The organism is Kitasatospora sp. NPDC096204 (genome assembly GCF_044763205.1).
GTDB lineage: Bacteria > Actinomycetota > Actinomycetes > Streptomycetales > Streptomycetaceae > Kitasatospora.
Genome location: NZ_JBIWFT010000002.1, coordinates 181,356 through 204,666, shown reverse-complemented (window position 1 = coordinate 204,666; position 23,311 = coordinate 181,356). Strand labels below are relative to the sequence as shown.

Here is a 23,311-nt window from a genome sequence, read left to right as displayed (position 1 = left end):
GTTCCTACCTCCTCGATATTTGTTGCACTATACAACAGATTTGCCCGGGGTGGCGCGTCGCTCCGGCGCCCGTTGCTTCGACGCCCGCTGCTCCGGTGCGGCCTGCCAGGCGCGGGCGGCGGCGATCCGGCTGGTCGCACTCGGGTGAGTGGCGAACAGTAGCTCAAGCACCCTCGGCGGGTCGACATCGGAGACGTTCGCCAAGGCCAGTCTGCGCTGCATCGCCACGAACTGCTCCGCGTCCCCGGTCAGTTCGAGCGCGTGCCGGTCCGCCCTTGCCTCGATCCGGCGGCTCACCGCGCACTGCGGCGGCCCCGACAGCGCGCCCAGCAGCGCTGCGAGCGCCGCCAGCAGCGGCAGCGCCCGGGGGTCCGCCGCGTCCGTCGCCCCGGCGGCGTCCAGCAGCGGCCGCCAGGCGGCGAGCAGGCCGAGGACGGCCACCGCGACGGCCGCGCCGACCGCGCCCAGTGCGGTGCCCACCGGCACGTCCCGGTGCTTGACGTGCCCCAGCTCGTGCGCGACCACCAGTTCCACCTCGCGCGGCTCGGCGGTGGTCAGCAGCGTGTCGTACGCGACGATCCGGCGGGTCGCCCCGAACCCGGAGACGTACGCGTTGAGCGCGGTGGTGCGGCGGGAGGCGTCCGCCACCAGGACGTCCCGCACCCGGACGCCGTCCCGCTCGGCCAGCGCCAGCAGCGCGGCGCGCAACTCGCCCGGAGGCATCGGGGAGAAGCGGTTGAACACCGGCTCGATCAACAGCGGGTGGAGGAAGGAGAACGCGGCCGTCAGCAGCGCCGCCGCACCCGCCGCCGGCAGCCACCAGCGCTGTGGTGACCAGGCGGTCAGCGCGAACAGCCCGAGCGCGAGCGGGAGGACGAGGACGAGGGTGAGCGCGAGGCCGCGTACGGCGTCCAGCGCCCAGCCGCCCCAGCCCTGGGTCACCAGCCCGTACCGGGCCCGGACGGCCCTCGCCCCGGCGCCGAACGGCAGTTGCAGCGCCTGGCCGAGCAGCACCAGGGCCGCCGCGCCGGCCAGCACGCCGGCCGTCCGGGAGCCGCCGAACCAGCCGCCGGTGGTGGTCACCAGGGCCGCGCCCGCCGGGGTGAGGCCGAGCAGCAGGGTCAGCGCCAGGCCCGCCAGCCGCCCGCCCAGCGCCCACGGCAGCTGGGCGCGGCGCAGGGCGCGGCCCCGGGCGCGCTCGTCGGCGGTGAAGTCCGGGGCCCGGGTCCCGGTGAGCGGGGCCTCGGTGGGCGGGGTGCCGACGGGCGGGGTGTCGGCGGCCGGGGTGGTGTCCATGGCGGGGTGCGGCTCTTCCGGTCGGATCGCGGGAGGAACGGTACGGCGGTGCGGCGGTCCAGCGGTGCGGTGGTTCAGCGATCAAGCGGTTCGGCGGTTCGGTGGTTCGCAGCCGTGATGGTACGGCGGTTCGGTGCTGCTCCGGCGGTGCCGGCATGGCGCACCCGACCGGTCGGCGCTCACTCCACCGCCCGGCACCCACCCGAGGACGGGTGCTCACTCCTCGGTGGGCCCGGTGGCGCCGTGCACGCCCGCGCGCAGCAGCTGGTGGCCGAGGTCCACCAGGGCGCGGCCGACCGCGAACTCGTCGCCGACCTCCGGGGCCGGGACGTCGCGCGGGTTGCGGCGGGAGAGGGCGTCGCTGTGCAGCACATTGCCGTCGGCGTCCAGTACGGCGTGCACCCGGGTGGTGTCCTCGTCCTCGACCACGTGCAGGCTGAGCTGCCAGTCCTTGGTGCGCACGCGGCCGGGTGCCCCCTGTTCGGCGCCGCCGGCCACGGCCATGCCCTGCGGCGGGGCGACGGCCGTCCCGTCGGCACGGACGATCACCACCGGGCAGGCCCCGTGCACCGCGCAGCGGGTGGACACCGAGCCGAGCAGGGTCCGGGCGAAGGTGCCCCGCCCGCGGCTGCCCAGCACCAGCAGGTCGGCCCCGTCGGCAGCCTCCAGCAGCACGTCGGCGGCGTGGCCCAGCACCAGGCTCTCCCGGACCTCCACCGGGCGGTCCGGCCCGAGGATCTCGTTGATCTCGGCACTCAGCGTGCGGCTGGCGGTCCGTTCGAACCCGTCGTCCACCATCGGCGCGAACCACCCGTACAGCGAGGGGTACTCCCAGGCCGCCACGGCGTGCACCGTCGCCCCGGTCAGCACGGCCTGGCCGACCGCCCAGCGCAGGGCCGCCTTCGACGGCGCTGAGCCGTCGATCCCGACCACGATCCGGCGTTCCCGGGCGGGGGAGGACCGGCCACCGTCCGCGGGGGAAGGCCGACCGCCGCCCGTGGGGGAGAGTCGATTGCTGCCCATCACGTCACACCTCCCGGCCTTCGGCGCGGGACCCGCTCCCCGCACACCGCGCCGGTCCCCGTACACCACACTGCCCCCGTACACCACACTGCCCCCGTACACCACGCTGCGCGCCCCGCCCGCCCGCGCGCCAGGGACGCGGTGGCCGGGTCGGGTGGGGCGAATGGGACGAGAAGGACGGGTGGGCCGACGGTGCGGTCCAGGGGCGCCCGCCGACGCCCCGGCCCGGCGTCGGCGGAATACTTTGTGGCCGGAATGTTGCGGGCTCGGGTCCGAGTGATGGTGATTCGGTGGCGTAGGCTGACCGCTCTTGCATCATCCTCGGGGGGATTCACTCATGCGTCGTGCCGCGGCCGCCGTCGCGCTGTTCGTCGGAATGACCGCCGTCGCCGCCTGTGGGCCGGACGACCCCGATCCGGCCCCCGCCTCCGCCGCCCCCGCCCCGCCCACCGCGTCCGCACCGGACGGCTCGCCCACCGGCACGGCCCCGGGCAAGAGCGCCCCGCCCCGACCCGACGGCACCATCACCGTCGCCTTCGCCGGGGACGTCCACTTCGAGGGCCGCACCGAGGCCCGGCTGGCCGTCCAGGCGCCCGAGCAGGCACTCGGCCCGATCTCCCACACCCTCGCCGACGCCGACCTGTCCGTCCTCAACCTGGAGACCGCGATCACCGGGCGCGGCGCCCCGGAGCCGAAGACGTACACCTTCCGCACCTCGCCCAAGGCCCTGTCGGTGCTCAAGGACTCGGGCGTCGACGTCGTCTCGATGGCCAACAACCACGCCGTGGACTTCGGCGCCGACGGCCTCACCGACACCCTCGCCGCCAAGGACTCCTCGCCGATCCCCGTGGTCGGCGTCGGGCGCAACGCCAAGGAGGCGTACGCCCCGTACGTCACCACCGTGCGCGGGGTGAAGGTCGCCGTGGTCGCCGCCAGCCAGGTCGAGGACCTCACCAACCAGAAGTGGCGGGCCGGTGCCAACAAGCCGGGCATCGCCTCGGCGCTGGACGTCCCGGCCCTGGTCAAGGCGGTGGAGACGGCCAAGCAGCAGGCCCCGGTGGTGCTCGTCTACCTGCACTGGGGCGACGAGGGCAAGGCCTGCCCGACCGGACCGCAGACCACCATCGCCAAGAAGCTCGCCGCCGCCGGCGCCACCGCCGTGGTCGGCACCCACGCGCACACCATGGTCGGCTCGGGCATGCTCGGCAACACCTACATCGGGTACGGCTTCGGCAACTTCCTCTGGTACGGCACCTCCAACTACGCCAACTCCAACGAGACCGGCGTCACCACCCTCACCCTCACCGCCGACGGCAAGGTGACGGGCGAGGCCTTCACCCCGGCCACCATCGACGACAAGGGCGTCCCGGAGCCGGTCACCGGGGCCACCGCCGAGGCGGCCCTCAAGCGCCGCGACGGCCTGCGCGGTTGCACCGGCCTCTCCCCGGCACCGGCCGCCGGTGCCGATGCCGCGGGCTCGACGGCTCCGCCCGCCGCGGCTCCCGCCTCCACGCCTCCGGCCTCCACACCTCCGGCAAAGGCCTCTTCGGGCCCCGCGAAGGCTTCGACGACCCCCGCCGTCCCGCGCTAGGGTGCCCGCCATGGTCGGGCACGAGGAACTGATGACCCGTCAGTTTCCCCTGCTGTGCCCCGCCGAGAGAGACCTCCACGCCGTCCTGGCGGGCCACCGCCACCCGGCCGCCTGTGTCCACAAGCCCTCGGGCGCGCCCGCCATCCGGGCCGAGGCCGAGGAACTGCACGGCCGCCGGAACGCCGCCCGGCGGCGCCACGGCTGCGGCTGGTGCCGGATCAGGCAAGGCTCGCCCTGTAGTGAGGCCCCGACTGTCGACGGCTTCGGCCGCTGGGGATAATCGACCGATGAGCGCCTTCGATCGCCCTATGCCGCCCCTGAACGCCGACGAGCGCACGACGCTTGAAAGCTGGCTCGACTTTCACCGCACCACACTGGCCATGAAGTGCGAGGGTCTGGACGATGAGCAGGCCGCCGTGGCGTCCGTGCCGCCGTCCGGCTTCACGCTGACCGGCCTGGTCCAGCACATGGCGGAGGTGGAGCGGAATTGGTTCCGCCGCGTGTTCGCCGGAGAACAGGCTCCGCCCATCTACGACCCGCAGGCCGACCCGGATGCCCCCGACGGTGGTTTCGATGTGGCTGCGGGCGCCACCCTGAGCGACGCCCTCGCCACCTGGCACGCGGAGATCGCCCGGGCCCGTGAGAACTGCGCCGAGCATGCTCTGACCGATACGGGTCGCTTCATGGAGCAGGACGTCAACCTTCGCTGGATCTACGTCCACATGATCGAGGAGTACGCCCGCCACAACGGCCACGCCGACCTGGTCAGGGAACGCATCGATGGCACTACCGGCGTGTAGCGCCGGATCAGGCCGCGTTGGCCCTGTCGACGACGGCGCGTAGGCGCTGGTCGTCGGCAGGGCGGTTTCGCCAGATGATGTAGCGGCGGATCATGCTGCCCTGCTCCTTGTGGCTGGCGTGGTCGGTGCCGTCGAGGGTGAAGTAGCGCAGCGCGGTGAACTGGGCCTCGATGCGGTTGGGCCAGGAGCTGTTGGTGGGGGTGTAGGGGATTTCGACGCTGTTCGCCGCGGCCCAGGTGCCGACGCGTTGGCACTTCTTGGTGGTCAGGTGCGGTGAGAAGTTGTCGCAGACGATCGCGATACGGACCTGGGGCGGGTAGAGGCTGCGCAGGTAACGGCAGAATTCCAGGAACTGGGTGCGCTTCTTGACCGGTTTGATGTGGCCGTAGAGCTTGTCCTTGGCCAGGTCCAGGGCGGCGAACAGGTGCCGTACTCCGCCGTGGCGGTTGTAGGTCGCCCGGCGCCGTCAGCGAGGTTCACGGTCGGGGTCCTTGTGCTTGCCGGCGCGCTCGGCCCACTGCCGGCCCGGGTGGGGCATCAGGTTGAGCGGCCCGAACTCGTCCATGCAGAAGATGACTTCGGGTTCACCCTTGCCGGGTATGACCTCGGCGTCGGCGATCGCGTAGAGGTGCTCGACGCGGGCCTTCTTCGCCGCGTAGCCAGGGTCCTTGGAGGTCTTCCAGGTCTTCAGGCGTTGAAAGGAGACGCCTTCCTCGCGGAGCAGGATGCGCAGGCCCTCGTGGCTGATGTCGTCGACCACCCCCTCGGCGACCAGGAAGTCCGCCAGCTTGGTCAGGCTCCACGTCGAAAACGGCAGGTCGTGCTCGGCCGGCTTGGACTTCGCGATCTTCTTGACCTCGCGCCGCTCAGGCAGGGTGAAGGTCCTGGGCCGGCCACCCTTGTACTTCGGATGCAGGGAGTCGAAGCCGTCGGTGTCGAAGTTGTGGATCACGTCCCGGACCCGGTCCGCGCTCGTGAACGTCACCTCGGCAACCTTCGCCACGGGCATACCCTGAGCGGACAGCAGCATCATCTAGGCGTGCCGCCAGGTCACCACCGACCCCGTGCCTCTGCGGATGGTCCGCAACAGGCGCTGCCCCTCGTCGTCATCGATCTCGCGGACACGTACTCGTTCTGCCACCCGGACGCTTGGCGGCACCGCGCCGTCCGAATCAGCATCCGAACGGCGCGGCACGTCACCACGGGGCAAAGGTTGTCTGCCGCGGCGCCGGCGGGCCGTCCGGGCGCACAACTCACCGGCCGTGCCGGGCTTCTGCGGGAGCAAGCCGATGGAGCCGGCGGGCCTGCCGATCCTCGACCTCTTCCGCCGCTTCGCCCTCGCCGCCTGGGGCTGGGGCCTCACCGCCGAGGCCGTCACCGCCGCCGCGGGCTGGCCGGCAGCCCACGCCCCCGGCCTCCCGTCGATCGCCCGCGTCCGCCCGTCCCCCGGAGAGCCCCTCCTCCCGAAGTGTCGCCCTGCGTGCGGGCCCGCGCCGCGCGGAGAACCCGGACGACGCGGGTGGCGTCGGCTGCGACCTGATCTTCGCGAGCCGCCTGCCCCAGCGGCCCGCGTCGCCGCGTCGCCGCGTTGCCGCGCCACCGCCACGGGGCGCCGAGGCCGCCCGCCCCGTCCTGGGTCGGGCGGCCTCGGTATGTCCGGGGGCGGGGCCGAGTGTGTGGTGCCGAGTGTGGCTTCGGTGGGGGGCGCCCGCCGTGGGGCCTCCGGGGCGAGTTGACGTTCGCACAGGCGATCGGCGCGGGCGAACTGCTGTGTTAGGTTAGGCTTGCCTAATCTTGCTGGTCGGAGGGATGTCCTGTGCAGCAACAGTCCGAATTCGCCGGTGCCGTCGCGATGGTCACCGGGGCCGGGCAGGGCATCGGCGCGGCCGTGGTGCGGGCGCTGGTGGCCGAGGGGGCCGTCGTCGCGGCGGTGGACCGCAACCCCGAAGGGCTCGAGGCCCTGGTGGCCGAGATGCCGTCGGCGCGCCCGTACGTGCTGGACGTCTCCGACTGCCGGGCAGTGGACGGGGTCGTGGAGTCGATCGAGGGCCAACTCGGGCCGATCGGCACGCTGGTGAACGTCGCGGGCATTCTGCGCACCGCCCCGGTCGTCGAACTCACCGACGGGGACTGGGCAGAGACCTTCGCCGTCAATACCACCGGGGTCTTCCACGCGAGCCGCGCGGTCGGCCGGCGGATGGCGGCCCGCGGGCGCGGGGCGATCGTGACCGTCGGGTCCAACGCCGCCGGGGTGCCGCGGGCCGGGATGGCCGCCTACGCGGCGTCCAAGGCGGCGGCCACCATGTTCACCCGCTGCCTGGGGCTGGAACTCGCCCGCTCCGGGGTGCGGTGCAACGTGGTGTCGCCCGGCTCGACCGACACCGAGATGCAGCGCGCGCTGTGGGGCGAGGACGCCGAGGCGGCCGAACGCCTGGTCATCGACGGCGACTTGGGAGCCTGGCGGGTCGGCATCCCGCTCGGGCGGATCGCCGCGCCCGCCGACATCGCCGACGCGGTGGTGTTCCTCGCCTCCGACCGGGCGCGGCACATCACCATGCACGACCTGTACGTCGACGGCGGTGCGACCCTGCGCGCCTGAGCCCGCGCGATCGCGCCTGGGCGCCTGACCCTGCACGCCTGAGCCTGAACGCCTGAGCCTGAATGCCTGAGCCCGCGCGCCTGAGCGGCACGCCGCCGGCCCTCCTCCTCGTGCCTTCCGAAGAACCGTCCCAGACTGGAGAATCCGCCGTGACCACGGTGCACCAGGCCCCTGCCGGGCCGATACCCGCCGGGCCCGACTCCCCGGCGACCGCCCCCGCCGCGGGCCCGGACCACGCCGTCATCGGCGCGGCCAGCGGACTGCTCGGCCAGTACCGGGCCGGCTCCGACGAGGCGTTCTTCGCCTCGCCGACCCGCACCCTGCTCGGCTCCGGCGTGCACGCCCGGGTTCCGCAGGACGGGCGGCCGCTGCCCGTGAGGGTCGCCGAGACGCTGGCCGAGGCGGGCCGGGCCGGGGTCGAACGACCGCTGGTGGTCGGCGCGGTGGCCTTCGACCGGGACAGTCGGGTCGAACTCGCCGTCCCCGCCCGGGTCCGCACCGCCGGGGCGCTGCGCGACGACCCGCTGATCGCCCTGCCCGCGCCGCCGGCCGAGCGGATCGACTGGCGGATCCACCCGGTGCCCGCGCCGGAGGCGTACGGCGCGGGCGTCGCGGCGGCCGTCGAGCGGCTGCGCGGCGGGGAGTTGAGCAAGGTGGTGCTGGCCCGCACGCTAGAGCTGAGCGCCGCCGAGCCGCTCGACCTGCCCGCCGTCCTGCAGCGGCTGGCCCGGCGCGACCCCGGCGGCTACACCTTCGCCGTCCCGTCCGGCGGCGGCCGCACCCTGATCGGCGCTAGCCCCGAACTCCTGCTCTCCCGGCGGGGAACGGCCGTGCTGGCCAACCCGCTGGCCGGCTCGGTGCCGCGCGGCGAGGACCTCGGCGAGGACGTCCGGCGCGCCGCCGCGCTGCTGGAGTCGCCCAAGGACCTGCACGAGCACGCCGTCGTGGTGGACGCCATCCGCGAGGTGCTGGCGCCGTACTGCCGCACCCTGGAGGTGCCCGAACGGCCCACCCTGGTACGGACGGCGGCGATGTGGCACCTGGCCACCACCGTCCGAGGCGAGCTGGCCGACCCCGTGGTCTCCGCCCTGGAGCTGGCCTGCGCGCTGCACCCCACCCCGGCGGTCTGCGGCACGCCGACGGACGTGGCACGCCGGGTGATCGGCGAGGTCGAGCCCTTCGACCGCGGCCTCTACACCGGCATGGTCGGCTGGGAGGACGCGACCGGTGACGGCGAGTGGGTGGTCACCATCCGCTGCGCCGAGGCGGAGGAGCGGACGCTGCGGGTGTACGCCGGTGCCGGTGTGGTCGAGCAGTCCCGGCCGGAGGCCGAACTCGCCGAGACCAGCGCCAAGTTCCGTACCTTCCTGGACGCCGCGGGGGTGGCGCGGTGACGCCGCTGGACGGGTTCGCCCCGTACCCCGCCGAGTTCGCCGAGCGCTACCGCGCCGCCGGGTACTGGCGCGGCGAGACCTTCGGGCGGATGCTGCGCGAGCGTGCCGTCGCGCACGGCGAGCGGATCGCCGTCGTCGACCCGGGCGGCCACGCGGTGGCGGCGACGGAGCGGCGCTGGACGTATGCCGAACTCGACCGCAGGGCCGACCGGATGGCCGCCGGACTGCGCGTCCGGGGCATCCGCGCCGGGGACCGCGTGGTGGTCCAACTGCCCAACGCCGCCGAGTTCTTCGAGGTCGTCTTCGCGCTGTTCCGGATCGGCGCGCTGCCGGTCTTCGCGCTGCCCGCCCACCGGTACGCCGAGATCGGGTACTTCTGCTCCTTCACCGAGGCGGCCGCGTACGTGGTGCCGGCCGTCGAGGGCGGCTTCGACTACCGCGAACTCGCGAGCCGGGTAAGGGCGGAGAACCCGACGCTGCGGCTGGTGCTGGTGGCCGGCGAGGACCCGGGGGAGCACGTACGGCTCGCGGACGTGCCCTGCGACGCGCCCGGCGACACGCCCGGCGACGCGCCCGGCCCGGAGGCCCGCCACGGGGAGACCGGTGACCCGACGGCCTGCGGCCCGACGATCTCCGGCGGGGAGCCCGAACCCGGGGACGTCGCGTTCCTCCAGCTCTCCGGCGGCAGTACCGGTGTGCCGAAGCTGATCCCGCGCACCCACGACGACTACATCTACTCGCTGCGCGGCTCGGTCGAGCTGTGCGGGCAGGACCAGGACAGCGTGTACCTGTGCGTGCTGCCCGCCGCCCACAACTTCCCGCTCAGCTCGCCGGGTTCGCTCGGCACGCTGTACGCCGGCGGCCGGGTGGTGCTCTGCCCGCAGCCCGGACCGGAGACGGCCTTCCCGTTGATCGAGCGCGAGGGCGTGACCATCACCGGGCTGGTGCCGCCGCTCGCGCTGCTCTGGCTGGATGCCGCCGAGCGCGGCGCCCGCGGGTACGAGAGCCTGGAGGTGCTGCTGGTCGGCGGCGCCAAGTTCAGCGAGGAGGCGGCCCGACGGGTACGGCCGGTGCTGGGCTGTACGCTCCAGCAGGTGTTCGGGATGGCCGAGGGGCTGGTCAACTACACCCGGCTGGACGACCCGGAGGAGCTGATCACCACCACCCAGGGCCGGCCGATCTCGCCCGACGACGAGGTCAGGGTGGTCGACGACCAGGACCGCGACCTGCCCGACGGTGTCACCGGCCACCTGCTCACGCGCGGCCCGTACACCATCCGCGGCTACTGGAACGCGCCCGAGCACAATGCCGTCTCCTTCACCTCGGACGGCTTCTACCGCACCGGGGACCTGGTCCGGCGCACCCCGACCGGCCACCTGGTGGTCGAGGGGCGGGCCAAGGACCAGATCAACCGGGGCGGCGAGAAGGTCGCCGCCGAGGAGATCGAGAACCACCTGCTCGCGCACCCCGCGGTGCACGACGCGGCGGTGGTGTCGATGCCCGACCCGTACCTGGGCGAGCGTACCTGCGCGTACGTGGTGCTGCATGCCGAGCACCGTGAACAGCCGCCGAGGGGCGTCGAGTTGAAGCGGTTCGTGCGCGAGCGCGGGCTCGCCGAGTTCAAGGTGCCGGACCGGGTCGAGTTCGTCGAGGCCTTCCCGGCCACCGGGATCGGGAAGGTCAGCAAGAAGGACCTGCGCGCCGCGATCGCGGCCTCGGTGACCGCCCGCTGACCGCCTGCTGTCTCCCTCCCCGCACGCCATCTCGCCTTCCGCCCAGACAAGGAACACCACCGTGGGCCTGCCACGCATTCCCTCCTATCCCATGCCCGCCGCCGAGGAACTGCCCGCCAACCGGGTCGCCTGGGCCGTGGACCCGGCGCGCGCCGTCCTGCTGGTGCACGACCTGCAGAACCACTTCCTGGACGCCTTCGCCGCCGAGGCCGCGCCGCTGCCCGAACTCCTCGGCAACGTCGCGGCGTTGGCCGAGGCGGCGCGCGCCGCCGGCGTCCCCGTCGTGTACTCGGCTCAGCTCGGCGGGCAGAGTGCGGCCGAGCGCGGGCTGCAGCAGGACTTCTGGGGCCCGGGCATCCCGGACGACCCACGGGCCACCGCGATCGCCGAGTCCGTCGCCGCGGCACCGGGCGACACCGTGCTCACCAAGTGGAAGTACAGCGCCTTCGTGCGCACCGAGTTGGCGCAGCTGCTGCGCGAGCAGGGGCGGGACCAGCTGGTGATCACCGGCGTGTACGCCCACATCGGGGTGCAGGCCACCGCCTGCGACGCCTGGATGCGGGACATCCAGGCCTTCGTGGTGGCCGACGCCGTCGCCGACTTCGGCCCGGCGGAGCACCGCGGCGCGCTGGCCTGGGTGGCCGGGCGCTGCGGGATGGTCACCACGGCGGAGGTCGTGCTCGGGGCGCTGGGGTCGGTCGCGGAGTCGGTCGCGGATTCGGCGGGGTCGGCGGGGTTGGCTGGGTCGGCGGGGGAGTCGGTCGCCCCGAACGCCGAGGGTGAGTACGGGACGTCGGAGCTCGAAGGGGTGGGCGGAAAGTGACGGGCACGGGCTTCACGGTGGAGCGGATCCGGGCCGAGGTCGCCGACCTGCTCGGCGAGGACCCGGCGGAGATCCCGCTGGACGAGAACCTGGTCGACTGGGGCCTGGACTCCATCCGGCTGATGACGCTCGCCGCGCGCTGGCAGCAGGAAGGCGCCGACGTGACGTTCGTCCGGCTCGCGGAACGCCCGGCGATCGAGGCCTGGGCCGAACTGCTGGGCGCGGCGTGATGGCGGCGGGGATGGAAGGGGCGGTCCGGGACGTGGCCCGGGACGTGGTCCGTGGGCCCGTGCCGCCCACGGTGCCCGAGCTGCCTCCGCTGCCCCGCCGTACGGTGAGGTACCCGGCGACCACCGCGGTGGGGCCGGTCGAGGCGCAGGCGGCCCGGACGCCGGACGCGCCGGCACTGGTGCTCGCGGGCGGGGGGACCGTCAGCTACCGGGAGTTGAACGCCTCGGCCAACCGACTGGCGCGCGCCCTGGCCGCCCGCGGGGCCCGCCCGGGCGCGGTGGTCGGCCTGGCGGGGTTCCGCCGCCCGGCGGAGCTGCTCACGGCGCTGCTGGCGGTGGCGAAGTCGGGCGCGGCGTACCTGCCGCTGGACCCGACGGACGCGCCCGGGCGGCGGGAACGGCTGCTCGCGGAGAACGTTCCGGTCTGCGTGCTGGGGGAGGGGGCACCCGGGGCGGTGAGCGGGCTGGAGCCGGACCGCGAGCTGCCCACCGACCCGCCCCGGGCGCTGACCCCGCAGCACCTGCTCTGCGTCGGCTACGGTCCGGGCGGGCTTCCGGCCGCCGTCCGGCTCACCCATGCCGAGGCGGACCGCCGGGTGCGGGACCTCCAGGCGGCCCACCCGCTCGGGCCGGGCGACCGGGTGCTGCAGCTGGGCCTGCCGCTCTGGGAGTACCTGTGGCCGCTGCGGACGGGCGCCGCCGTGGTGCTCGTCGACCCGAGGCAGGAGGGCGAGGTCGGGACGCTGGTGCGGGAGCTGGGGGTCACTGCGGTGCGGGTGGCGCCGGGAGCGCTGCTCGGCGGGTGAGGACGGGGTGACGACTTTCAGCGAACAGAAGTCTGCGAACAGATGTCAGCGAACAGATTTCGTCATCTGTTCGCTGAAAGTCGTCGGCTGTCACCCGCCCGTCAGCGCGGCTCGACCGCTGCCGCCGCCCGCACCGCCAGGTCCGCCGCCGTCCACGCCATCCCCACCGCGCCGTCCAGCACCGCCCGCTCCGCCTCCGCGCCCAGCGCGGCCTCGACGAACTCCGCCTCGTGCGGGGCGCAGGCGCCGCCGGTAATGTCCAGTACCGGATGGATCGACGGCACCGCGTGTGACACGTTCCCCATGTCGGTGCAGGCGAACGGCCCGCTCTCGACCGGCTCCGGCCGGCCGAGCGCCGCCGCGTTGGCCCGCCACAACGCCAGCAGCCGGGGATCGGAGCGCATGTCCAGGTAGTCCGGCTCGGGTCGGGTCAGCTCCACCTCGCAGCCGGTGGCGAGCGCCCCGGCCCGGAAGCAGTCCTCGACCCGGGAGCGCAGTTCGGCGAGGTCCTCGGCCGCCGAGGCGCGGATCTCGTACTCGGCGCTCGCGCTGTCCGGGATCAGGTTCGGTGCCGTCCCGGCCGCCGTGGTGATGCCGTGCACCCGCCACTGCGGCGGGAGTTGCTGGCGCAGTAGCCCGATCGCCACCTGGGCGACGGTGAGCGCGTCGGCGGCGTTGCGTCCCCGGTGGGGATCGAGGCTCGGGTGGGCGGTGCGCCCGGTGTAGCGGACGGACAGTGTGCCGAGCGCGAAGGACCGGAAGTCGGTGACCTCGACGGGGCACGGGTGGACCATCATCGCCGCGTCCACCCCGTCGAACGCCCCGGCTTCCAGCAGCAGTGCCTTTCCGGCCCCGCGTTCCTCGGCCGGTGCGCCGATCACCCGTACGGTGAGCCCGAGTCGGTCCGCGAACGGGGCGAGCCCGAGTGCCGCGCCGAGGCCGGCGGCGGCGATCAGGTTGTGCCCGCAGGCGTGGCCGAGGTCGGGCAGCGCGTCGTACTCGCAGACCAGCGCGACGGTGACCGGCCCGCTGCCGAGGCGCGCGTCGAACGCGGTGGCCAGGCCGTGGGCGGGCGCGGTGACCGAATAGCCGTGCGCGCGCAGCAGTTCGGCGCACCACGCGGCCGCCAGGTGCTCCTCGAAGGCGGTCTCGGGGTGGGAGTGGATGCGGCGGCTGAGCGCGAGCAGTTCGGACCGGTGGGCGTGGACGCGGTCGCGCACGGCTTGCTTGACCTCGGCGAGAAGGCCGGCCGAGAGGCCGGTCGAGAGGCCGGTCGAGAGGCCGGTCGAGAGGCCGGTCGAGAGGTCAGCCGAGGGTGCGGTCGGCGGCTCGGTCGGGGGCATGGGCGGCGTCTCCGGGTTGTCAGGGGCCCGGCCCTGCGGGGCCGTTGACCAGATCATATGAAGTTAGATTAGGCTAACCTAAGTAAGGCGTTCCGGATCCCCGAGGAGCTCTCCACCCCATGCCTGCCGTCGAAACCCAGATCGCCGACCGCCAGACCGCGGACATCCCGCTGCTCGCCGCCCAGTCGGCCATCTGGTACGCCCAGGCCCTCGACCCCGCGAGCCCGGTCTACAACACCGGCGACGCCGTCGAGATCACCGGCCCGCTCGACGAGGACCGGTTCGAACAGGCGCTGCGGCAGGCGGTGGAGGAGGCGCAGGCACTGAGCGCCGTCGTCGTGACCGGTCCCGACGGCACGCCCCGCCAGCGGCTGCGCCCCGGCCGACGCTGGCCGCTGCACCGCCTCGACCTGCGGGCCGCCACCGACCCGGCCGCCGAGGCCGAGGCCTGGATGCGCGCCGACCTCGCCCGCCCGGCCGACCTCGCCGAGGGCCCGCTGTTCACCCACGCGCTCATCCGGCTCGCCGAGGGTCGACGGCTCTGGTACCGCCGCATCCACCACCTCGCCGTCGACGCCTACGCGTTGACCCTCCTCGGCGAGCGGGTCGCCGCCCTCTACGCCGCCCGTACCACCGGCGTCGAACCCGCTCCGAACCCCTTCGCCGGACTCGCCGAGACCGCCGCCGAGGAGGCCGCCTACCGGGAGAGCGCGCAGTACGAGGCCGACCGCGCCCACTGGTCCGCCCGGATGGCCGACGCCGACACCCCGGCCACCCTCCCCGGCACCCCCGAACCCGCCGCCGGCAACTCCGTCACCGCCGAACCCGCTGCCGACAACGCCGTCATCGCCGAGCCCGCTGCCGACAACGCCGCCACGCCCGAACCCGCCGCCGACAACACCAGCGCCGACAACGCCCCCGCCGAAACGATCCGCCTCACCGCCGACCTGCCCCCCGGTACCCGCGACCGCCTGGAGCACGCCGCCGGCGCCGTCCGCGCCACCTGGGCCGAGCTGCTCCTCGCCGCCACCGCCGGCTACCTGCACCGCCTGACCGGCACCCAGGACGTCGTCCTCGGCCTGCCGCTCGCCAACCGCCGCGGCCCGGCCGCCCTGCGCACCCCCGTCGCCACCGCCAACGTGCTCCCGCTGCGCCTCGCCGTCCGCCCCGCCGACAGTGCCGAGGACCTGCTGCGCGCCGTGGTCCGCGAGCTGCGCGCCGTCCGCCGCCACCAGCGCTACCCACTGGAGGAACTGCGCCGCGACCTCGGCCGCACCGGCGACCGTCGCGCCCTGTTCGGCCCGATGGTCAACATCAAGGCCTTCGAGAGCGACCTCGACCTGGCCGGCCTGCCCGGCACCGTCCGCAACCTCGCCGCGGGCCCGGTCGACGACCTCGCCGTGAACGTCTCACCCGGCCCGGACGGCGCGCTGCGCCTGGTCATCGACGCCGACCCGGCCCGCTACGGCCTCGCCTCCCTCGCCACCCACCGCGACGGCCTGCTGCGCTACCTCGACGCCCTCGCCGACCTCCTGCTCACCGACCCGCGGACGCCGATCGCCCGGATCGACCTGCTCGACCCGGACGGCCTGCGCCGTGCCACCGAAGGCCGCGCCGAGCCCCCCGTCGAGCGGACCGTGCCCGAACTGTTCGCCGCCCAGGCCGCCCGCACCCCGGACGCCGTCGCCGTCTGTTCCGGCTCAACGGCCCTGACGTACAAGGAACTCGACCGCGCCGCCGACCGCCTCGCACACCGCCTGACCGCCCTGGGCGTCCGGGCCGGCGCACCGGTCGCGATCGCCCTGCCGCGTGGTACCGACACCCTGGTCGCGATGCTCGCCGTCCTCAAGGCGGGCGGCGCCTGCGTCTCCCTCGACCTCGCCCACCCGGCGCAGCGCCTGGCCGCCGTGCTGGCCGACGCCCGGCCGGTCTGCGCCATCGGCACCGCCGAGGCCCTCGCCGGGCTCGATCTGCCCGCCGATCTCCCCACCGTCCAGCCGGGGGAAGCGGACGCCGACCCCGCCGATCTCCCCACCGTCCAGCTGGGGGAAGCGGACGCCGACCCCGCCGACCTCCCCACCGCCCAGCCGGGAGAAGCGGACACCGAGCCCGCCGAAGCCCCGCCCGCACCCCGACTCCACGACCCCGCCTACGTGTTGCACACCTCGGGATCCACCGGCCGCCCCAAGGGCGTGGTGGTCACCCACGCCTCGCTGGCCAACCTGCACGCCGGCCTCGGCGAGGACCACATCGCCCCCGCCGTGCGCCGCGCCGGCCGCGACCGCCTGCGCGTCGCCCACAGCGCCTCGTTCGCCTTCGACGCCTCCTGGGACCCGGTGCTCTGGATGGTCCACGGCCACGAGCTCCACCTGCTGGACGACGCCACCTACCGCGACCCGGCCGCGCTCGCCGCCCACCTCGACCGCGAGCGCATCGACTACCTCGACCTCACTCCCTCCTACCTCGAAGTCCTGCTCGCCGAAGGCATCCTGGACGAGGGTCGGCACCGCCCGTCCGTCCTCGTGGTCGGCGGCGAGGCCACCCCGCCCGCCCTCTGGCAGCGCCTGACCGCCGTCCCCGGCCTGAGCCCGGTCGACCTCTACGGCCCGACCGAGACCACCGTCGACGCCTACGCCTGGACCCCGGGCCCCGACGGCGCCCCGCGCGGCCGGGTGGTGCGCGGCTCCCGCGCCTACGTCCTGGACGGCTCGCTGCGCCCCGCGCCCGACGGCGTCACCGGCGAGCTGTACGTGGCCGGCGCCTGCCTGGCCCGCGGCTACCTCGGCCGCCCCGACCTCACCGCCGAACGCTTCCTCGCCGACCCGTTCGGCCCGCCCGGCAGCCGGATGTACCGCACCGGCGACCTCGCCCGCCGCCGCCCCGACCGCACCCTGGAGTTCCTCGGCCGGGCCGACGACCAGGTGAAGATCCGCGGCTTCCGGATCGAGCCCGCCGAGATCGCCGCCGTCCTCGCCGAACTGCCCGGCGTCGCCCAGGCCGTGGTGATCGCCCGCCCCGGTCCGCAGGGCAAGCGCCTGCTCGGCTACGCCGTCCCGGAGAGCGGCAGCACGCCCGACCCGGACGGGCTGCGCGCCGCGCTCGCCGCCCGGCTGCCCGCGCACATGGTCCCGGCGGCCGTCCTGCTGCTGGACGAACTGCCGCGCACCGCCCACGACAAGCTCGACCACCGCGCCCTGCCCGAGCCGGCCACCGTCACCGAGGGCGCCGCGGCGGCCACGCCCCAGGAAGAGCTGGTCTGCGGGCTGTTCGCCGACGTCCTCGGTCTGCCGCAGGCGCCCGGCCGGGACGCCTCCTTCTTCGACCTCGGCGGCCACTCGCTGCTCGCCGGGCGCCTGGCCGCCCGGCTGCGCGACACCTTCGCCACCCCGGTCGGGTTCGCCGACGTGTTCCGGCAGCCGACCCCGGCCGGCCTCGCCGCGCTGCTCGCGGAGGCGCCCGGCGGGCGCACGGAGGCGGAACGCGGACCCGGCCCCGTTCCGGTGCCGCGCACCGAGCGGATGCCGCTCTCGCCCGCCCAACGCGGCCTCTGGTTCCTGCACCGCCTCGAAGGCCCCAGCCTGACCTACAACATCCCGCTGGCGCTCACCCTCACCGGCCCGCTCGACCGGCACGCCCTCATCCTCGCCCTCGGCGACCTCGTCGCCCGGCACGAAGTCCTGCGCACCGTCTACGGGGAGGAGCCGGAGGGCACGCCGTACCAGCGCATCCTTCCCCCCTCCCCGGTCGAACTGCACGACGGAGCGGGCGAGTCGGACGAGGCCGTCCGGTACGCCTTCGACCTGTCCGCCGAACCTCCGCTGCGCGCCACGCTGTTCGCCGGTCTCGCCGGTCCGGCCGGATCCACCCCGCCCGCCGGGCTCGCCGCACCGGCCGGATCCACCCCGTCTGCCGGTCTCGCCGCACCGGCCGGATCCACCCCGCCCGCCGGCGGCCCGGAGCGGCACACCCTGCTTCTGCTGCTGCACCACATCGCCGGCGACGGCGCCTCCACCACCCCGCTGCTGCGCGACCTGGCCGCCGCCTACACCGCCAGGGCCGCCGGGCGCGAACCCGAACTCCCCGCGCTCACCGTCCAGTTCGCCGACCATGCGGCCTGGCAGCGCGAGCGGCTCGGCACCGCCGACGCGCCCAGCCCGCTCGCCGTCCGGCAGGCGGAGCACTGGCGTGCCGCGCTCGCCGGGCTGCCCGACCAGCTGGAGCTGCCCCTCGACCGCCCCCGCCCGGCCGTCGCGGGCCACCAGGGCGCCACCGTCCCCTTCGCGCTCGGCGCCGAGGCGCACACCGCCCTGGCCGGGCTCGCCAGGGCCGCCGACAGCACCGTCTTCATGGCCGTCCAGGCCGGGTTCGCCGCCCTGCTCACCCGGCACGGCGCCGGCACCGACATCCCGATCGGCACCCCGGTGGCCGGCCGTGAGGACGAGGAGACCGCCGCGCTGATCGGCTACTTCGTCAACTCGGTGGTGCTGCGCACCGACACGTCCGGTGACCCCACCTTCCGTGAGCTGCTGGCCAGGGTCCGCGCCGCCGTGCTCGCCGCGCACGAGCACGCCGACCTGCCCTTCGACCGCCTGGTCGAGGAGCTCAACCCGGCCCGCTCGCTCGCCCGCCACCCGCTGTTCCAGGTGATGCTCGCCTGGCAGAGCCGCCCGGACGAGCGCATCGCCCTGGGTGACGGTCTCACCGCCGAGATCGCCGCCATCCCCAGTGGCACCGCCAAGTTCGACCTCACCCTCAACGCCGGTGAACTGCCCGACGGCGGCATCGGCGGCTTCCTGGAGTACCGCACCGACCTCTTCGACACCGCCACCGTGGCCGCCCTCGGCGAGCGCCTGACCAGACTGCTCACCGCCGCCGCGAGCGCCCCCGACACCCCGATCGGCCGGCTGCCGCTGATCGGCGAGCAGGAGCGGCAACGCGCCCTGGTCGAGTGGAACGGCACCCCCGTCGCCTCGAACGGTCCGAGTGCGACCCTGCCCGAACTGTTCGAGGCGGCAGCGGCCGCCAACCCGCGCGCCATCGCGGTCAGTTACCGGGACGAGCAGCTCGACTACACCGAACTCGGCACCCGCGCCGACCGGTTGGCCCGGCTGCTGGCCGCCGAGGGCATCGGCCCCGGCACCATCGTCGCGCTCGCCCTGCCGCGCTCGCTCGAACTCGTCGTCGCCCTGCTGGCGGTGGCCAAGTCCGGCGCCGCGTACCTGCCGCTCGACCCCGACTACCCGGCCGACCGGCTCGCCTACATGCTGGCCGACGCCGCGCCCGCCGCCCTGCTCACCGACCGCGCCACCGCGCCCCGGCTGCCCGCCCACGAGGTGCGCCAACTCCTGGTCGACGGACCGGAGTCCGAGCAGTACCCGGCCGTTCCGCTGGCCCAGCACGAGCGCACCCGCCCGCTGCGTGCCGAGGACACCGCGTACGTCATCTACACCTCCGGCTCCACCGGCCGCCCCAAGGGCGTGCCCGTCACCCATCACAACGTGGTCCGGCTGTTCGGCGCCACCGACCACTGGTTCGGCTTCGGCGCCGAGGACGTGTGGACGCTGTTCCACTCCTACGCCTTCGACTTCTCGGTCTGGGAGCTGTGGGGCGCCCTGCTGCACGGCGGTCGGCTGGTCGTCGTCCCGCACCTGGTCAGCCGCGACCCGGCGGCCTTCCTGGAGCTGCTCGCCCGCGAGCGGGTCACCGTGCTCAACCAGACGCCGTCCGCCTTCTACCAGCTCAGCGCCGCCGACCGGGACCGCCCCGGCAGCGAACTCGCCCTGCGCTACGTGGTGTTCGGTGGCGAGGCGCTCGAACTCGCCCGGTTGGACGACTGGTACGACCGGCACGCCGAGGACGCGCCCACGCTGGTCAACATGTACGGCATCACCGAGACCACCGTGCATGTCTCGTACGTCGCCCTCGACCGGGCGAGCGCCGCCGCCGGAAGCAGCAGCACCATCGGCGTCAACATCCCCGACCTGCGGGTCTACGTCCTCGACCGGCACCTCCAGCCCGTCCCGCCCGGCGTCACCGGCGAGATGTACGTGGCCGGGGCGGGCCTGGCCCGAGGCTACCTGGGCCGCCCCGAACTGACCGCCACCCGCTTCGTCGCCGACCCGTACGCCGAACTGTTCGGCGAGCACGGCACCCGGATGTACCGCTCAGGGGACCTCGCCCGCCGTCGCGCCGACGGCGTGCTGGAGTACTTCGGCCGCGCCGACCAGCAGGTCAAGCTGCGCGGCTTCCGGATCGAACTCGGCGAGATCGAGGCCGTGTTGGCCGCCCACCCGGCCGTCGCCGACGCCGCGGTGGTAGTCCGGGAGGACGTGCCGGGGGACAAGCGGCTGGTCGGCTACGCGGTGGCCGCCGGCGCCGCCCCGGACGGGCCGCAGCACACCGCCGCGCCGGACGAGCTGCGTGCCCACGCCGCCGCCGAACTGCCCGCCCACATGGTGCCCTCCGCCGTCGTCCTGCTCGACCGCCTCCCGCTGACCGCCAACGGCAAGCTCGACCGCCGCGCCCTGCCCGCCCCCGAGGGCCCCGCCGCGGGCGCCGGCCGCCCGCCGCGCACCCCGCGCGAGCAGCAGCTGTGCGAACTGTTCGCCGAGGTCCTGGGATTGGCGTCGGTCGGCGTCGAGGACGACTTCTTCGCGCTCGGCGGGCACTCGCTGCTGGTCGTCCGGCTCGCCGGGCGGATCCGCGAGGTGCTCGGGCTGGAGGTCGGCATCGGCGCCCTGTTCCAGGCGTCCACCGTGGCCGCCCTGGACACCGCCCTCGCGGCGGGCACACCGGACACCGACGCCCTGGACGTGCTGCTCCCACTGCGGCCCGCCGCCCCCGGCCGGCAGCGCCCGCTGTTCGCCGTCCACCCGGCCGGCGGCCTCAGCTGGTGCTACACCGGCCTGATCCGCAACCTGCCCGGAGAGGTGCCGATCTACGGCCTCCAGGCCCAGGGCGTCGGCGCCGCCACCGCTGCCCGGCCGCTGCCCGCCACCCTGGAGGAGCTGGCGGCGCACTACGCCGACCGGCTGCGCGAGGTCCAGCCCGAGGGCCCGTACCGACTGCTCGGCTGGTCCACCGGCGGGATCATCGCGCACGCGCTGGCCGTACGGCTGCAAGAGCTCGGCCAGGACGTCGAGTTGCTGGCGATCCTGGACGCCTACCCGGCCGAGGGCTTCCGCGAACTGCCCGTCCCCGACCAGGCCGAGGCGCTGGAGGCGCTGCTCACCATGGGCGGCTTCGGTCCGGAGGACCTGGCCGGCCGTCCGCTCGAACTCGCAGCCGTCACGGAGCTGTTGCGCCGCGAGGGCAGCCCGCTCGCCGGGCTGGACGAGGCCACCGTCGCCGCGCTGAACCGGATCTACCTCAACACCAACCACCTGGTGCGCGGCTACGACCACCGCCGCTTCGAGGGCGACGTGCTGTTCTTCCGCGCCACCGTCGACACCATCGACGACACCCTGGTGCCCGAGCTCTGGGAGCCGTACGTGTCCGGCCGGATCGCCAACACCGATGTCGCCTGCTCCCACAAGGACATGACCCTGCCCGCCCCGATCGCGCACATCGCGAGCGTGATCGCCCACCACCTCGCCGACCTCCCGAAGGCGACCCACGATGGAGAAGACCACCGATGAGTGACGTCCCCGCCAACCCCTTCGATGCCGACGGCGAGTTCCTCGCGCTCGTCAACCCCGAGGGGCAGCACTCCCTGTGGCCCGCCTTCGCCGCCGTCCCGGCCGGCTGGGACGTCGTCCACGGCCCGTGCGAGCGGGCGGCCGCCCTGGAGTGGATCGCCGCCAACTGGACCTCCCTGTGACCCCTCCGGCGGTCCAGGCCCCGGCGCGCCCCCTGCTCGCGGGGCGCGCCGCGGTCGTGGTCGTCTACACGGCCGCGATGTGCATGAACGGCCTGGACTCGACCATCGTCAACCCGGCGCTGTTCAGCATCGCCGAGGATTTCGGACGGCCGGTCTCGGCGGCCAACGCCGTGGAGACCGCCTTCCTGGTCGGCCTCGCCCTCGGCCTGCCGGCGGCCGGCTGGCTGGGCGACCGGTACGGCGTCAAGCGGGTCTTCCTCGGCTCGCTCGCCGCCTTCACCCTCGCCTCCGCGCTCTGCGCGGCGGCCCCCGGCCTGGGCGCGCTCTCGGCCGCCCGGGCCGTCCAGGGCGTGGCCGGCGGGCTGCTCACCCCGGTCGGGATGACGCTGCTGTTCCGGGCCTTCGCCCCGCACGAGCGGGCGGGGCTCGGCCGCGTCCTGATCGTCCCGACCGCGCTGATGCCCGCCCTCGGGCCGCCGCTCGGCGGCTTCCTCACCGAACACCTCTCCTGGCACTGGCTGTTCCTGGTCAACGTGCCGATCGGGGCGGCGGCCGTGGTCATCGGCCTGACCGGCCTGCGCGGCGCGGAGGAGGAGCCCCCGGCCGGCCGCTTCGACACCACCGGGTTCCTGCTCGCCACCCCCGGCCTCGGCCTGCTGACCTACGCCCTCGGCTTCGGCCCGGCGCACGGCTGGACCTCCCCGGGCGTGGCCCTCGGCGGCCTGCTCGGACTGGCCCTGCTCGGCGCCGCCGTACGGCACCAACTGCGCACCGCCGAACCGCTGGTGGACATTCGTCTGCTGGCCGACCGCACCTTCGGCGCGGCGAGCTGGCTCGCCCTGCTGACCTCGGCCGGGCTGATGGGCGCACTGTTCGTGCTGCCGCTGCTCTACCAGGCTGCGCGCGGCGCCTCGGCCCTGGACGCCGGACTGAGCGTCTTCCCGGAGGCGATCGGCCTGATGGCCGCCTCCCAGGTGGTGGACCGCCTGCTGCCCCGCCTCGGCCCCCGCCGGCTCGCCCTGCCCGGGCTGCTGCTGGCGGCGCTCGTCCTCGCCGCGCTCGGCTTCGCCGAGAACCCCTGGGCGGTACGGGTGTTGATGTTCGCCGTCGGCCTGATCCTGGGCACTGCCGTCCTCACCGTCCAGATCGCCGGCTTCGCAGACGTCCCCGGCCCCGCGATGGGCCGCGCGATGGGCCTGTTCACCATCCTGCGCACCCTCGGCGGCGCCCTCGGCATCGCGGCCACCGCCGCCCTGCTCGGCGCGCTCGGCGACGACACGGGCGCCGGCCCGTACCGCCTCGCCCTCGGGCTCACCGCCGCACTGGTCGCCGCCGGCGCCCTCCTGGCCCTCCGCCTCCCGGCCGAGGCCCCGGGCCCGCCGCCGGAGGACTGAGCCCTCAGCCGGTGGTCCGCCCGGACGCGCGCTGCGGCCGGGCGGACAGCCACCACACCGCGCCCAGCAGCAGCGCCCCCGGGGCGATCCCGGCGACCGCGCCGACGACGGCCGTCGGGGCGCCGCCGAGGGCCAGCGCCAGCCCGCCGATCCAGCACAGCGCCATCGCGGCGCCGAGGACGCGCAGCGCGGGCCGCCGCAGGAGGGCGGCGAGGTCGAAGGTGCGGCCCGGCGTCTCCTCCCGGCCGCCCCAGCGCTGCCCGACCCCGATGACTCCGAGGAACGCGGCCACCGAGAGCACCCGCACCGGCACCTCGAAGGCCAGCGGCAGGGCTCCCGCGCCGGCTTGGAGGAGCACCAGCCCGACACCGGCTCCGACGGACCGGGAGGTTCGTTCAGTCGACATGGGGGCAAGTCTGAGGCCTGGTCTGATCGTTCGACAAGCCGTTCCGTACGGTCC

The 23,311-nt window shown here is 74.8% G+C and carries 16 protein-coding genes and 1 pseudogene; 12 read left to right on the top strand and 5 right to left on the bottom strand.

Going from position 1 to position 23,311, the window contains the following annotated elements; translation table 11 throughout:
* Positions 1-27: 27 nt before the first annotated feature.
* Positions 28-1,296 (bottom strand): M48 family metalloprotease, encoded by a 1,269-nt coding sequence (locus ACIQ87_RS02630; RefSeq protein WP_402400451.1) that lies wholly within the window; start codon positions 1,294-1,296, stop codon positions 28-30.
* Positions 1,297-1,512: 216 nt separating this feature from the next.
* Positions 1,513-2,319, bottom strand: a complete 807-nt coding sequence (locus ACIQ87_RS02625; RefSeq protein WP_402400448.1) for a universal stress protein — start codon at positions 2,317-2,319, stop codon at positions 1,513-1,515.
* Positions 2,320-2,656: 337 nt separating this feature from the next.
* Between ACIQ87_RS02625 and ACIQ87_RS02620 the strand changes: the two genes are divergently transcribed.
* Genes ACIQ87_RS02620 through ACIQ87_RS02610 form a run of 3 tightly spaced genes read left to right on the top strand, consistent with a single transcriptional unit; the run spans position 2,657 to position 4,710 of the window.
* Entirely contained in the window at positions 2,657-3,910 is a 1,254-nt protein-coding gene (locus ACIQ87_RS02620; protein ID WP_402400445.1) for a CapA family protein, read from the top strand.
* 31 nt (positions 3,911-3,941) lie between these two features.
* Positions 3,942-4,190, top strand: coding sequence for a hypothetical protein (locus ACIQ87_RS02615; protein WP_402400442.1), 249 nt, complete (start codon positions 3,942-3,944; stop codon positions 4,188-4,190).
* 7 nt (positions 4,191-4,197) lie between these two features.
* Entirely contained in the window at positions 4,198-4,710 is a 513-nt protein-coding gene (locus ACIQ87_RS02610; protein WP_402400439.1) for a DinB family protein, read from the top strand.
* A gap of 7 nt (positions 4,711-4,717) precedes the next feature.
* Here the strand turns inward: ACIQ87_RS02610 and ACIQ87_RS02605 are convergent.
* Positions 4,718-5,743, bottom strand: a pseudogene (locus ACIQ87_RS02605) (IS630 family transposase).
* A gap of 783 nt (positions 5,744-6,526) precedes the next feature.
* Here ACIQ87_RS02605 and ACIQ87_RS02600 point away from each other — a divergent pair.
* From ACIQ87_RS02600 to ACIQ87_RS02575, 6 genes are all read left to right on the top strand, one after another.
* Positions 6,527-7,309, top strand: coding sequence for a 2,3-dihydro-2,3-dihydroxybenzoate dehydrogenase (locus ACIQ87_RS02600; protein WP_402400436.1), 783 nt, complete (start codon positions 6,527-6,529; stop codon positions 7,307-7,309).
* A gap of 182 nt (positions 7,310-7,491) precedes the next feature.
* A complete protein-coding gene (dhbC, locus tag ACIQ87_RS02595) occupies positions 7,492-8,703 on the top strand; it encodes an isochorismate synthase DhbC (protein ID WP_402400910.1) in 1,212 nt (403 codons plus the stop codon).
* Positions 8,700-10,436 (top strand): (2,3-dihydroxybenzoyl)adenylate synthase, encoded by a 1,737-nt coding sequence (locus tag ACIQ87_RS02590; RefSeq protein WP_402400433.1) that lies wholly within the window; start codon positions 8,700-8,702, stop codon positions 10,434-10,436. Before dhbC ends, ACIQ87_RS02590 begins: the two co-directional genes overlap by 4 nt.
* Positions 10,437-10,497: 61 nt before the next feature.
* Positions 10,498-11,259, top strand: coding sequence for an isochorismatase family protein (locus ACIQ87_RS02585; RefSeq protein ID WP_402400430.1), 762 nt, complete (start codon positions 10,498-10,500; stop codon positions 11,257-11,259).
* Positions 11,256-11,489 carry a phosphopantetheine-binding protein gene (locus ACIQ87_RS02580; protein ID WP_402400427.1) on the top strand — a complete coding sequence of 78 codons (234 nt, stop codon included), beginning with the start codon at positions 11,256-11,258 and terminating at the stop codon, positions 11,487-11,489. Before ACIQ87_RS02585 ends, ACIQ87_RS02580 begins: the two co-directional genes overlap by 4 nt.
* 11 nt (positions 11,490-11,500) lie before the next feature.
* The gene (locus ACIQ87_RS02575) at positions 11,501-12,295 is read left to right on the top strand and encodes an AMP-binding protein (RefSeq protein ID WP_402400424.1); all 795 of its coding nucleotides are present in this window, start codon (positions 11,501-11,503) and stop codon (positions 12,293-12,295) included.
* A gap of 101 nt (positions 12,296-12,396) precedes the next feature.
* Here the strand turns inward: ACIQ87_RS02575 and ACIQ87_RS02570 are convergent, their stop codons facing one another.
* Positions 12,397-13,695, bottom strand: coding sequence for a M20 family metallopeptidase (locus tag ACIQ87_RS02570; protein WP_402400421.1), 1,299 nt, complete (start codon positions 13,693-13,695; stop codon positions 12,397-12,399).
* Positions 13,696-13,757: 62 nt separating this feature from the next.
* On the opposite strand from ACIQ87_RS02570, the gene ACIQ87_RS02565 reads away from it, so the two are divergent.
* From ACIQ87_RS02565 to ACIQ87_RS02555, 3 genes are read left to right on the top strand one after another with little or no spacing between them, the layout of a single operon-like run.
* Positions 13,758-21,275 carry an amino acid adenylation domain-containing protein gene (locus ACIQ87_RS02565; protein ID WP_402400419.1) on the top strand — a complete coding sequence of 2,506 codons (7,518 nt, stop codon included), beginning with the start codon at positions 13,758-13,760 and terminating at the stop codon, positions 21,273-21,275.
* A complete protein-coding gene (locus tag ACIQ87_RS02560; protein ID WP_402400416.1) occupies positions 21,272-21,457 on the top strand; it encodes an MbtH family protein in 186 nt (61 codons plus the stop codon). Before ACIQ87_RS02565 ends, ACIQ87_RS02560 begins: the two co-directional genes overlap by 4 nt.
* Entirely contained in the window at positions 21,454-22,851 is a 1,398-nt protein-coding gene (locus ACIQ87_RS02555) for a DHA2 family efflux MFS transporter permease subunit (protein ID WP_402400413.1), read from the top strand. Before ACIQ87_RS02560 ends, ACIQ87_RS02555 begins: the two co-directional genes overlap by 4 nt.
* 4 nt (positions 22,852-22,855) lie before the next feature.
* Here ACIQ87_RS02555 and ACIQ87_RS02550 read toward each other — a convergent pair whose 3' ends face one another.
* The gene (locus ACIQ87_RS02550) at positions 22,856-23,257 is read right to left on the bottom strand and encodes a hypothetical protein (protein WP_402400410.1); all 402 of its coding nucleotides are present in this window, start codon (positions 23,255-23,257) and stop codon (positions 22,856-22,858) included.
* Positions 23,258-23,311 lie beyond the last annotated feature (54 nt).